The following is a 12,553-nucleotide window of genomic DNA, read 5'->3' on the forward strand; positions in this document are numbered from 1 at the left end:
GTCTTGCCTACACGGCGATGCGACTGAACCAGGTTGGCCGCGCCGCCGGAAGATGAGGCACGGCGTCGAGCAAGGCGCGGGTATAGGCCTGACGCGGCTGGCCGAGCACCTGGGCTGCCACCCCTTGTTCCACCACCCTTCCCCCTTGCATCACCAACACGTGGTCACTGACCTGCTCCACCACTCCAAGGTCATGGGAGATGAACAGGCAAGCCAGGTTCAGCTCCGCCTTGAGTTCGGCCAGCAATGCCAGGATTCGCGCCTGCACCGACACATCCAGCGCCGATACCGGTTCGTCCAGCACCAGCACCCTGGGCTTCATGGCCAGCGCCCGGGCAATCGCGATGCGCTGCCGCTGCCCGCCCGACAACTCCAGCGGGCGGCGGTCGAGCAACCCCACCGGCAACTGCACCCGCTCCAGCAACGCCGCCGCCTCGGTGCGCTGCAACGCACGCGGTACACCCGCATGCGCCAGCGCCTCGGCCAATACCCGCAGCACGGTGTAGCGTGGGTCGAACGAGGCCTGCGGGTCCTGGAACACCACCTGGATCCCCTGCCGTGCCTGGCGCTGCTGCGCGGCAGACAACGCAAGCCAATCCTGCCCGGCCAGTTGCAGGCTGCCTTGCTCCGGCCGCTCCAGCCCCAGCAGGATGCGCCCCAGCGTGCTCTTGCCGGAACCGGACTCGCCCACCACGCCAAGGGTTTGCCCGGCGCGCAGCTGCAGCGACACATCGTCCAGCACCTGACGCAGCCGGCCGTCCGGCCCGACAAAGGCCTTGCTCAGGCCACGCGCCTCCAGCACCACGGGTTGTTCGTCCACGCCATTCTCCACCAGCGCCAGGGCCGGCGCCGCCGGACGTTTGAAATGTACCGCCCGAGCCGCACTCAGCAGGCGCTGGGTGTAGGGGGCCTGCGGGTCCTGCAGGATCTGTTCGACACTGCCCTGCTCCACCACCACCCCATGGCGCATCACCGCCACCCAGTCGGCCAGGCGCGCGACCACGGCCAGGTCATGGCTGACCATCAACAGGCTGTTGTCGCGCTCGCGCAGTTGTTCCAGCAGGTCGAGAATCTGCGCCTGCACGGTCGCGTCCAGCGCGGTGGTGGGCTCGTCAGCGATCAACAGGCGTGGCTGACAGGCGATGGCCGAGGCGATCAGGGCGCGCTGCCTGAGGCCTCCGGATAGTTGCCACGGGTATTGCCGGGCACGGACTTCGGGTTCAGGCACCCCGACCTGGCGCAACAGCTCAAGTACCCGCAGACGGCGCTGCTCCGCAGCCAGGTCGGTGTGCAACAGCAATGGCTCTTCGATCTCTGCACCCACGCGTCGCAGCGGGTCGAGCGAACCCAGCGCATCCTGCATGACAAAGCCGATGTGCTCGCCACGCAAGCGCTGCCACGCGCGCTCATCGAACTGGCGCAGGTCCTGCCCGGCAAAGGCCAGGCGCTGCGCCTGCACATGGGCACCGGCCCCGGTCAGGCCGACCAGGGTACGCGCCGTGACGCTCTTGCCCGAGCCCGATTCGCCCACCAGTGCCAGGCACTGCCCTGCGCGCAACTGCAGGTCGACGCCGTGCACCACTGGCACACCATTGAAGCTCACGTGCAGGCCGCGGATATCCACCAGCGGTGCCTGGTTCTTCTCGAAGATGCTCATGCGCGTCTGCCCTCGCTACGGCGCAGCCAGTCTCGGCCGATGACGGTGATGGAAATGACGGTCAGGGTGATCGCCAGCGCGGGCCAGGCCATCAGCCAGGGCGCGTTGGCCATGAAGTTGCGCGCCACTGCCATCATCGCGCCCCACTCCGGCGCGGGAGGTGGTGCGCCGAAGCCGAGGAAGCTCAGCGCAGCGGCGGCGGTGATGGCGCCACCCAGGCCGATGCAGGCCAGGATCAGCACGGGTTGGACTGCATTGGGCAGCACATGCCAGAACACCACCGCCAAGGGCCTGCGGCCCAGCGTGACGGCTGCTTCGACGAAGCCGGCACGCCGGATGGTCAGGGTCTGGGCGCGTACCAGGCGCGCATAGCGCGGCACCGAGGCGATGCCGACGGCAAGGATCAGGTTGCTGGTGCCTTGACCGAACAGGGTGATGATGACCAGCGCCAGTAGCAGGTCCGGGAAGGCCAGCAGCACATCGACGGCGCGCATCAGCAGGTTGTCCAGCCAGGCTGGGGCCAGGCCGGCAAGCAAGCCGAGCAGCGTACCCAGGCCGAGCCCGACCAGGGTGGCGGCCAGGCCGATGAAGAGCGATGGGCGGGCGCCATGGATCAGGCGGCTGAGAACGTCGCGGCCGTTCTCGTCACTGCCCAGCCAGAAGGCGGGGCTTGGCGGGTGGTAAGCCAGGCGGGCATCGGCGGCCAACGGGTCGGTTGGCGAGAGCCAGTTGGGGAAGGTTACTGCGAGCAGTATCAGGCCCAATGTGATCCAGGCCAGCGCCAGGCCAGGGCGAACCTGCCAGCTGCTGGTCACTGTGTTTGGTATGGATACGATCGCGTTCATGTCTGTCCTTCTTGTGTCGCCTGTACTGGCCTCTTCGCGGGTAAACCCGCTCCCACAGGACCACCGAAAAGGCTGAATCCGTGCGGTCCCTGTGGGAGGCTAGGGCGAACCTTCCAGCTACTGGTCACTGTGTTTGGTATGGATACGATCGCGTTCATGTCTGTCCTTCTTGTGTCGCCTGTACTGGCCTCTTCGCGGGTAAACCCGCTCCCACAGGATCACCGCAAAGGCTGAATCCGTGCGGTCCCTGTGGGAGCGGCTTCAGCCGCGAACAAGGGCGAAGCCCTTGCCATGTGGGCTACGGTGCCGGGTTGGGAATACGGCGGTGCACGGCCTGGATCTCGGCCAGTACTTCATCGCTCAGTTGCACATCCAGTGCACTCAGGTTTTCCTGCAGCTGCAGCAAAGTGGTCTGCCCGGTAATGGCACTGGCCACGAACGGCTGGCGTATGACGAAAGCCAGGGCCAGTTGCGCCGGTGTCAGCCCATGCTCCCGCGCAATCCGCACGTAGCTGGCAATCGCGTCGTTGGCCTCCTCGCTGCCGTAGCGATTGAACGTGCGATACACCGACGACAATCGCGAACCCTCCGGCCTTGCCCCGTTCAGGTACTTGCCGGTCAACGCCCCGAACGCCAGCGGCGAATAGGCCAACAGGCTGATCCCTTCGCGATGGCTGAACTCCGACAGCCCATTCTCGTACAAGCGATTGAGCAGGCTGTACGGGTTCTGGATGCTGGCAATGCGCGCCAGGCCCTTGTCCTCGCTGTGCCGCAGAAACTGCGCCACACCCCACGGTGTTTCGTTGGAGACACCGATATGGCGCACCTTGCCGGCCTTTACCTGTTCGTCCAGCACCGCAAGGGTTTCTTCGATGGCTGCCGTCTGCGGATGGTCGTCGACGTAGGGGTATTCACGGATGCCGAAGAAGTTGCTGGTGCGGTCGGGCCAGTGCAGTTGGTAGAGGTCCAGGTAGTCGGTGTGCAGGCGGCGCAGGCTGCCCTCCAGGGCCGCGACGATGTTCTTGCGGTCGTGGTGCGACAGGCCATCGCGGATGTGCACCTGGCCGCCTGGGTCACGGGCCGGGCCGGCGATCTTGCTGGCCAACAGGACCTTGTCGCGGTTGCCGCGGGCCGCGAGCCAGGTGCCGATGTAGCGCTCGGTGGTGGTCCAGGTTTCAGCGCGGGTGGGCGTGGGGTACATCTCGGCGGTGTCGATGAAGTTGATGCCTGCAGCAAGGGCAGCGTCCAGTTGCTGGTGAGCATCCTGTTCGCTGTTCTGGTGCCCCCAGGTCATGGTGCCGAGGCTGAGCAGGCTGACTTGCAGGTTGGTGTGGCCGAGTGGGCGGTAGCGCATGGGTGCATCCTTTTGAATGTGTGTCGGGTTTCAAATCCTGGGGCTGCCTTGCAGCCCATCGCCGGCAAGCCAGCTCCTACAGGATCACCACAGGTTTCAGGTTTGCCCGGCACCTGTGGGAGCTGGCTTGCCGGCGATTGGGGCGCAAAGCGCCCCTAAGCAGCGAACTGGTTGTGTGCCTTGGGCAACCCCAGGTGCTCACGCAGGGTGGTGCCGGTGTATTCGGTGCGGAACAACCCTCGTTTCTGCAGCAGCGGCACCACCTCTTCGACGAACACCCGAGCACCCGACGGGAACATGTCGGGCATGATGTTGAAACCATCCCCCGCCCCCGCCAGGAACCACTCGGCAAGGGTATCGGCGACCTGTTCCGGGGTACCGACGGCCAACCGGTGCCCGACCAGAATCCGCCGCGACAGCTGGCGAATGGTCAGGTTCTCGCTGCGCGCCAGGTTCAACTGGGCCTCCAGAAAACCATGCGATCCCCGCTCGAAATCTGCCACCGCGCCAATTCGCGCCCAGGGCAATGGCGCATCCGGATCCAGCTCGCTGGCATCGATACCGATACGCCCCGCCACCTGCTGCAACAGGCCGTGCTCGCCATGCCAGGCATTGAGTTCGTCGAAGCGTGCATGGGCCTCGGCCTCGGTGCTGCCGATCACGGTCGACAGGCCGGGCATGATCTTCAGGTGTTGCGGGTCACGGCCCCAGGCTTTGGCCCGCGCCTTCATCTCCCGATAGAACGCCTGCCCATCGGCCAGGGTGGTCTGGGTGGTGAAGATCGCATCGGCATAGCGTGAACCCAGTGCCTTGCCACCTTCGGAAGAGCCAGCCTGCACCAGTACCGGCCTGCCCTGCGGCGAACGCGGCAGGTTCAGCGGCCCCTTGACCTGAAAGTGCTTGCCCTTGAAATCCAGGGTGTGGACCTTGCCCGGGTCGGCAAAACGGCCGGCGCTGCGGTCACCGATGATCGCGTCGTCCTCCCAGCTGTCCCAAAGCTTCAGGGTCACGTCGACGAACTCCTCGGCCCGCCCGTAGCGGTCCACATGCAACGGCGCGCCAGCCAGGCCGAAGTTGTGTGCTGCCGCGTCACCGGCATTGGTCACCACATTCCAGGCTGCGCGGCCGCCGCTGATGTGGTCCAGCGAGGCAATTCGCCGGGCCAGGTTGAAAGGTTCGTTGTAAGTGCTGGAGCAGGTCGCGATCACGCCGATGCGCTCGGTGGCGGCCGCCACTGCGGTAAGCAGCACGGTCGGCTCCAGGCGCCCGCCAGGCTGGGCGGACACATCCGGCGGCAACGCCGGGCCATCGGCAAGGAAGATCGCATCCAGGCAACCGCGCTCGGAAATACGCGCGATATCGCGGTAATAGTTGACGTCGATATAGGCGTCGATTGCCGCCTCACCCTGGCGCCAGGCGCCGGAATGCGAGCCGAAGCCGAGGATGTTCATGCCCAGGCTCATCTGTTTCGTGGTCATGCCGGTTCTCCTGATCAGACTGCGCTGGCTTCGTCGCCGCTGCCCTGCCCTTCGCTGGCGCTGGCATGAAGGGCACGCCAGGCCTGGGCCGGGCTGATGTCATTGAGGTAGTAGTTGCCCAACGCCTGCTCGCGGTAGATCGCCGGGTTGTGCGAAGCCAGGGTGCGGGCATTGCGCCAGTGGCGGTCGAGGCGCCGGGCATTGCTGGTGGCCGATGCGCCGCCGACTTCGAACAGCAAGGTGCTCGCTTCCAGCACTTGCGGCAGGACGATCTGCTGCGCCTGAAAGGCATGGATCTCGGCGTCGGTGTAAAGCTGCTCGGCTACCTCCCCGTGCTGGCCGGCTTCGTACACCGCCTGCAGGCTCTGGCCCACGGCGGTGACTTGCGCATTGGCGGCGAAGGCCAGGCTCGACAGGCGACCGATCACCGCCTGCACCCGCGGGTCTGCGGCCGGCTGCGACTGCCCCGGCACACCGAAGGCGCGGGTGCGGCCCTGGACGAACGCTACGGCATCGGCCAGTACCGCCTGGCCGATACCCGCCAGGGTGGCCAGATGCACCGCCTGGTAGAACGCGGTGAGGTACGACTCGGCACGCAACTCGCCCTTGGCGAAACGGCGCAGCAAATGCTGCGGCTGCACGCTGACCCGGGTGAAACGGGTGGTGCCACTGCCAGTCAACCGCTGGCCGAAGCCGTCCCAGTCGTCGACCCGCTCCACGCCCGGCGCACGGGTCGGCACCACGAGGCTGACAAAGTCGTCGCCATGGTTGGCCACTGCCGCCACCCAATCGGCGTACAACGTGCCGGTGCAGTAGTACTTTTCGCCGTCCAGGCGGTAACCGCCTTCGTCTTCGCTCAACTGCACGCTATTGCCGGTACTGTCGGTGCGCTCGGCCATGGCCGCGCCCCATAGTTCACCGGCGACCACGCGGGTGAACCAGTAGTCCTGGGAGGCGGCGTCGCCGGACGACAGCCGCCCTTCGACGAAGCCGAAGTGGGCGCGGAAGATTTGCGGCAGGTTGGAATCGGCTTGCCCCAGGCGCACCAGCTGGCGCAGCAACTGCGGCAAGGTTGCGCCTGAGCCGCCGTGGCTGCGTGGCACGCGCAGGGCACCGAAGCGGGCCTCGCGCAACCAGGCCACCGGCTCATGGGCCAGGGTGCGCTGCTGCTCGCGGGCCACCGCGCCTTCGGCAATACGCGCATAGATCGGCGCGAAATGCGCATCCAGTTCGGCATCGGTAATCGTGGTTTGGCTCATGATGGTTCCTTTCTCTTGAATTCAGACGCGTGCGGTGCGCGGGTCGATGGCCTGGGTCGCCAGGTCCACCAGCAGGTTGACCAGCACGTAGATCGCTGCCGCCAGCAGGGTTACGCCGAGCACCAGTGGCACGTCCTTGCTGGCGGTAGCGTCGAGCATCAAACGGCCAATGCCTTGGCGGCCGAACAGCAGCTCCAGCACCACGGCGCCGCCGAGCAGGCTGGCGAACACGTAGCCGGCCAGGGTCACCAGCGGCACCAGGGCATGGCGCAGGGCGTGGCGCAGCCGCACAGCGATATCACCCATGCCACGTGCACGGGCCTGGGTGATGAAGGGTTGTTCCAGTACCTGCTCCAGCGACTGGCGCAACACCTGTGCAAGCACCGCCGCGATCGGCAGCGCCAGGGCCAGGCTCGGGAGCACCAGCGAGCGCCAACCGCTGGACCCGGACGGCGGTAGCCAATGGAAGTGGAACGCGAAGGCCAGCAGCAGCACCGTGCCGATCACGAAGTTGGGGGCCGAGGACAGCAACAGCTCGATGCCCGACACCACCGCGCGCAAACGCCGCCCGCGGTTGGCGGTGAGCAGCGCCGAGGCCACCGCCAGCAGCACCGCCAGCACAGCCGCGCTGCTGGCCAGCGCCAAGGTCGCGGCGGCCTGCTCGCCAATCGCCTGGCCGACCGGTATGCGCAACCGGTACGACTCGCCCAGGTCGCCCTTGGCCAGGCGCGCCAGGTAGTGGCCGTATTGCACCCACAGCGGTTGATCGAGGCCGTACTCGGCGCGCACCTGGGCCAGCAGCGCTTCGCTCGGCATGGCATCCGGGCCGCCGAGGATTGCCAGGGCGGTGTCGCCACCGCTGTGCTGCATGCCGAGGAAGGTCAGGCTGGCCGCCGCCCATAGCACGACCACACCGTCACGCAGGCGGCGCAGCAAGATGATCAGCAGTTTCATGGTTGCTCCTTTGCCAGCCACACGCTGGTGAACAGGGGAACGTTGTGCGAACCATCGAACAGCACGCCGCCGACTGCGTTGCGGTAGGCCAGCAGCATCTGGCTTTCCACCGAGGGCACGGCCGGCACGGTCTCGCCCAGGCGTTGCTGGGCCTGGCGATACAGCTCGCGGCGTTGCGTCGGGTCGGTGCTGCGCCGGGCGGCACCGAGCAACTGGTCGAGGGTGGCATCACGGAAGTGGCCGACGTTCTGGCCGATCATTCGTGCGCTGGGGATGGATTGGCTGTGGTAGAGGATGTACAGGCCATCGGCCGTGTTGGTGTGCCAGTAGCCACCGCCGATGGCGTCGAAGTTGCCGAGGTAACGCAGCTCCATGACCTTGCTGAGCGGCAGCAGCTCGATGCGCAGGTCGAAGCCGACCTTGCGCAGGTCTGCCTGGGCAGCCACCGGGACATTGGCCGGGAACGCCGGGTTGTCATAGGTCAGCAAGGTCGCCCCGAGGCGCCGGCCATCACGGCTGCGATAGCCTTCGCCGTCACGCCCGGTCCAGCCGGCGGCGTCGAGCAAGCGCCCTGCTTCGACCGGGTCGAAGGCCAGGGCCTCGCGGGCCACCGGGTCATAGCCGGGGGTATTCACGGCAAGGAAATCCCCCTTGGCCAGGTACTCGCCGAAGCCGGAGATCCACGCCAGGCCATCACGGTCGATGGCCTTGGCCACGGCCTGGCGCACCCGCACGTCATCGAACGGCGCACGGTCGACATTGAAGGTGATGCTGCGCGACGGGTTGCCCTTGCGAATGCGGTTGCGCAGGGTCAGCTTCGGGTTGGCGCGGATCGCCGCGGCATTCTGCGCCGGTGCGTCCAGGGCCATGTCGTTGTCGGCAACCTCCAGGGAGGTGTAGCGGATCATCGCTTCGGGCACGTAGCTCAGCTCGATGCCGTCCAGGTAGGCCTCGCCCTGGTGGTTGATCGCCGGCGGTGCCCAGTTGTACCCCGGGCGGCGGACAAAGCTGGCACGCTGGTCGCGCACCCAGCCGGTCAGCACGAAAGGCCCGGTGCCGATGGGCTGGCTGGCGATGGTCTTCGGCGCCTCGAGGATCTGCCGTGGCGAGATCATCCCCAGCCAGGCCTGCGACAGCACATCGAGAAACGGCGCATAGGGCGCACGCAGGGTCGCCTCGAATGTGTACTCGTCCACCACCCGCCCCTTCAGGTACGGCGCGATATAGGCGGCGGCCAGTGGCGACTTGGTCACGGGGTCACGCATGTGTTCGAGGTTGACCCGCACCGCCTCGGCGTTGAAGCGCTCGCCATCGCTGAAAGTGACGTCGTCACGCAGGTGGAAGGTGTAGGTCAGGCCGTCGGCGCTGATGTCCCAGCTTTTCGCCAGCCACGGCGTGAGGGTGCCGTCCTCGGCCTGGTACACCAGGCAGTCGAACAGGATGCGGCCCATCCACTGCATGTTGCCGTTGGACAGCGCGTGTATATCGAAGCTGCCAGCGTCGCTCGCCGCCGACACGCGCAGGGTGCCACCACGCTTGCCGGGCTGCTGCTCGACGAAGTCGCTGGCCGGGTAGCGCATCACGCCGTTCACTTCGCTGAGCGCTTCGCCCTTGAGCAGCGCCTGGCTCTGCGCGGATGTGGCGGGTGAGCCGACGGCAACGATCAGCGCACTGGCCACCAGGCATATATTGAATAATCGGGAATTCGGCTGCACAGCGGGCCCTTTATATAGACGGCTACATAAAGTGCTATTGCAGTTGTCGTGCCAGCGCTAACACTGCGCATTCATTGAGGTTAGTTAAAACCGCCTGACGCATTAACCATACAAACTGTTTCATCCCTGTTGCGCTGACAACATCCAACCCTTTGGGCTGCGCTGTCGCGTAGATAACTGAAATTGCAAGCAATCCGCATCCCCTGTGGGAGCGGCTTCAGCCGCGAAGAATCCAACGCGGTGCATGGCACCGGCTGCGCCGGTGTTCGCGGCTAAAGCCGCTCCCACAGGTTGCGCCATAGCATTCGGATATTTGGATATAACCTGCACTGTTCCGCAAACAACAGGGGCGCAACAAAATTTGCTGTTTTATTCAGTTCTTCACACTAAAACTTTGGCCACACCCCCAAACTTCCGGCCTTTCGCCAGCTGGCACAGAAACTGCTCTTACACATTCTGACAGGCCTGACTATTCCCATAGAACGCCGAGGACCTACGATGACTTGCAAGGAATTGAACGATGCGTGCGATTCAACCCCAACCACTGCGCCTGGCCATCCGCCACGCCGCCCTGGCCACCGCGGCCACGGCCCTGCTGGCCCCGGTCACGGTACTGGCCGCTGAGCAAACCCTGGGCACGGTGACCGTGCAGGCCGCCAAGCAATCCGAAGTACAACAGGCCGCCAGCGCCCTGGCCGAGGTGCCTGGCGGCACCAGCGTGGTCGACAGCGAAGAGGTCGCCAAAGGCCGCACTGCCACACTGCAGGACACCCTCGGCTACCAGCCCGGGGTATTCGTGCAGTCCACCGGCGGCAACGACGCGGCGAAGATCTCGATCCGCGGCTCCGGTGCCAATACCTCGCCCGGCTATTTCCGTGAGGGCATCAAGTTCCTGTTCGACGGCCTGCCGCTGACCGGCCCTGGCGGCACACCCTACGAATTCCTCAACGCCAGCGGCGTGAACTACACCGAAATCCTGCGCGGCGCCAACGCCTTTCAATATGGCGCGCTGACTCTCGGCGGCGCGGTCAACTTCGTCAACCACAGCGGCTACAGCGCCCCCGGCCTGCGCGTGCGCGCCGAAGCCGGCAGCTACCACTACCAGAAGCAGAGCATCAGCTACGGTGGCGTCGAGGGCGACCTGGACTACTACCTGCAGGCCGACAACTACCGCAACGAGGGTTATCGCGACTACAGCCTGTCGAAGAGCTCGGGCATCGTCGCCAATGCCGGCTACCGCTTCAGCCCCAAGCTGGAAACCCGCCTGCTGCTGCGCTACCGCGACGAAACCCACAACGACCCCAGCGCCACCACCCTCGACGCCGCGCTGCACCACCCGCGCCGCGCCAGCGCCACTGCCGAGAGCAGCGGTGCCGGTGCACGCCGCCCGGGCAGCATCTGGGTGGGCAGCAAGACCACTTATACCTTTGACGACGATGCACGGCTGACCTTCGGCCTGTCGTATCACGACTATCGCCACACCAACAGCCCGCGCAGCCCGAGCAATCCCAGTTACTGGGACTGGCACGACCTCGGCCTGCTGCTGGGCTACGACCGGGTCGACTACCTGTTCGGCCACGAAAGCCGCAGCAGCATCGCCTTCACCTCCACCCAGCACCTGCGTGGCGGGGTGAACTCGGCCAACGACGACAAGCTGTCGCTCAAGCAGGTCAACTACAAGGATTCGTTCGACCGGGTGATCGCACTGGGCAACGATATCAACCTGGTCGACAACCTCTGGCTTACCAGCGGCGTGTCGTTCATCAACGTGCGGCGCAAGATCAACATCGACCACGCGGTGAACCCCAACACCACCAACTTCCCGCAGCACGTGGACTACGACAACTGGAGCGTCGCCCCGCGCATCGGCCTGCGCTACGAGTTCAGCCCGAACCTGCAGGTATTCACCAACTTCAGCCGCAGCATCGATCCGCCTGCTTCCTGGGAATACTCGGGCTCCGGGCCGACCCTGCCTTACATCCGCCCGTTGGTGGAGCAGAAGGCCAACACCTTCGAGGTCGGTATCAAGGGCTCGCACGGCATCTTCGATGGCAGCCTGGCACTGTACCGCTCGTGGATCCACGACGAGCTGCTGAATGTGCAGATCATCCCCGCCACATCATCGTCGGCAGCGGTCACCGGTGCCTTCAACGCCTCACCGACCATCCACCAGGGGGTCGAGGCCGGCCTCAACACCCGTCTCTGGGAAAACCCGCAGGGCGACCTGGTACGCTGGCGCCAGGTGTACACCTATAACGACTTCTACTACCGGCATGACGACACCTTCGGCGACAACCAGTTGCCGGGCGTGCCCAAGCACATCTACCAGGGCGAGCTGCAGTATCAGGACCACAGCGGCTGGTACACCGGAATCAACGTGCAGTCGGCCTCGCGCACGGCAGTGGACTATGCCAATACCCTGTATGCGCCGTCGTACACCATCTGGGGGGCGAACCTGGGGTATGAGGCACCGAAGGGCAACTGGAAGGTGTCGCTGGACCTGAAGAACCTGGCGAACAAGGCGTACGTGACGGCGGTGACGCCGGTGTACAACGCGCGCGGGCAGGATACTGCGTCGTTCTGGCCGGGGGATGGGATTGGCGCGTACGTGGGGGTCGAGTTCAGGTACTGACCACGCAGCAACGTGTTTGATGGCGCGTCCATTACGCATTCGAAATCGAGCGCCGCCCCACGGCGCTCGGTTTCCAGGAGCGCCATTCGCACCGAAGGGCTTCACAGGGCAAGTGGAAGGTTTCAGCATTGACCTGAATCAATCAAACGCCATAGGCGGTGTTGTAAACAGCACACCAAACATATGGGAATGCAGTTTGATGAGCGAGTCCAACCCGGCAACCAGAATTATCTGCAACAATCTTGAACTGGCCGATCAATTGCGCCAGCTGTTGGCGCCTATAGCACCTGATTGCGAGGTACTGAGTACGCCTGGCAATTGCAGCGCCGTACCGCTTTGCCGCTGGCTCGGTGAAGCAAAGTTGGGCTCGGCTGGGCAGGTACAGGCCGCTTTGCTGGATGCCACCGAGGTTCTCGAACAAACCCGACACGCCTTCAAATCCCGCGAACTGGGGCTGCTGCGGCGACGCTTGGTTGCATTGCTGGATAAATTGTCGGAAGATCCTCAATGATGTGAATGTGCCATCACCAGGTTCCGCCCTGCGGGAACCGGCTTTGCCGAGCAGGATAATAGGCCTGAAAGACGAAGCGCCGTGGCAACAAGTTCTTGAACAGAACTTGTTGCCACGGCGCTTTTTTTTGGTTCAGCGGAAAGGAATC

9 protein-coding genes are annotated in these 12,553 nt (G+C 65.1%); 2 read left to right on the forward strand and 7 right to left on the reverse strand.

The genetic code is table 11. The features are described 5' to 3' along the window. Positions 1–7: 7 nt before the first annotated feature. The 7 genes from ABX298_RS00990 to ABX298_RS01020 all read right to left on the reverse strand — a co-directional run bounded on the left by ABX298_RS00990 (position 8) and on the right by ABX298_RS01020 (position 9,127). Complete coding sequence (locus ABX298_RS00990; RefSeq protein ID WP_075045696.1) at positions 8–1,657, reverse strand: ABC transporter ATP-binding protein; 1,650 nt, start codon at positions 1,655–1,657, stop codon at positions 8–10. Next, positions 1,654–2,502 carry an ABC transporter permease gene (locus ABX298_RS00995; protein WP_075045697.1) on the reverse strand — a complete coding sequence of 283 codons (849 nt, stop codon included), beginning with the start codon at positions 2,500–2,502 and terminating at the stop codon, positions 1,654–1,656. The genes ABX298_RS00990 and ABX298_RS00995 overlap by 4 nt, the downstream gene beginning before the upstream one ends. Before the next feature lie 298 nt (positions 2,503–2,800). After that, a complete protein-coding gene (locus tag ABX298_RS01000; RefSeq protein ID WP_075045698.1) occupies positions 2,801–3,856 on the reverse strand; it encodes an NADP(H)-dependent aldo-keto reductase in 1,056 nt (351 codons plus the stop codon). A 155-nt stretch (positions 3,857–4,011) separates the two neighbouring features. Beyond that, positions 4,012–5,334, reverse strand: coding sequence for an LLM class flavin-dependent oxidoreductase (locus ABX298_RS01005; protein ID WP_085590475.1), 1,323 nt, complete (start codon positions 5,332–5,334; stop codon positions 4,012–4,014). A 14-nt stretch (positions 5,335–5,348) separates the two neighbouring features. Beyond that, positions 5,349–6,593, reverse strand: a complete 1,245-nt coding sequence (locus ABX298_RS01010) for an acyl-CoA dehydrogenase family protein (protein WP_075045700.1) — start codon at positions 6,591–6,593, stop codon at positions 5,349–5,351. A gap of 21 nt (positions 6,594–6,614) precedes the next feature. Beyond that, positions 6,615–7,547 carry an ABC transporter permease gene (locus tag ABX298_RS01015; RefSeq protein WP_075045701.1) on the reverse strand — a complete coding sequence of 311 codons (933 nt, stop codon included), beginning with the start codon at positions 7,545–7,547 and terminating at the stop codon, positions 6,615–6,617. Next, complete coding sequence (locus ABX298_RS01020; protein WP_367394494.1) at positions 7,544–9,127, reverse strand: ABC transporter substrate-binding protein; 1,584 nt, start codon at positions 9,125–9,127, stop codon at positions 7,544–7,546. Before ABX298_RS01020 ends, ABX298_RS01015 begins: the two co-directional genes overlap by 4 nt. A gap of 655 nt (positions 9,128–9,782) precedes the next feature. On the opposite strand from ABX298_RS01020, the gene ABX298_RS01025 reads away from it, so the two are divergent. Together ABX298_RS01025 and ABX298_RS01030 are read left to right on the forward strand one after the other, a co-directional pair. Then, positions 9,783–11,894 carry a TonB-dependent receptor family protein gene (locus ABX298_RS01025; protein WP_367393949.1) on the forward strand — a complete coding sequence of 704 codons (2,112 nt, stop codon included), beginning with the start codon at positions 9,783–9,785 and terminating at the stop codon, positions 11,892–11,894. A gap of 199 nt (positions 11,895–12,093) precedes the next feature. Beyond that, positions 12,094–12,405 carry a hypothetical protein gene (locus ABX298_RS01030; protein WP_025339888.1) on the forward strand — a complete coding sequence of 104 codons (312 nt, stop codon included), beginning with the start codon at positions 12,094–12,096 and terminating at the stop codon, positions 12,403–12,405. Positions 12,406–12,553 lie beyond the last annotated feature (148 nt).

Source organism: Pseudomonas sp. X4 (assembly GCF_040784925.1).
Lineage (GTDB): Bacteria > Pseudomonadota > Gammaproteobacteria > Pseudomonadales > Pseudomonadaceae > Aquipseudomonas > Aquipseudomonas putida_Z.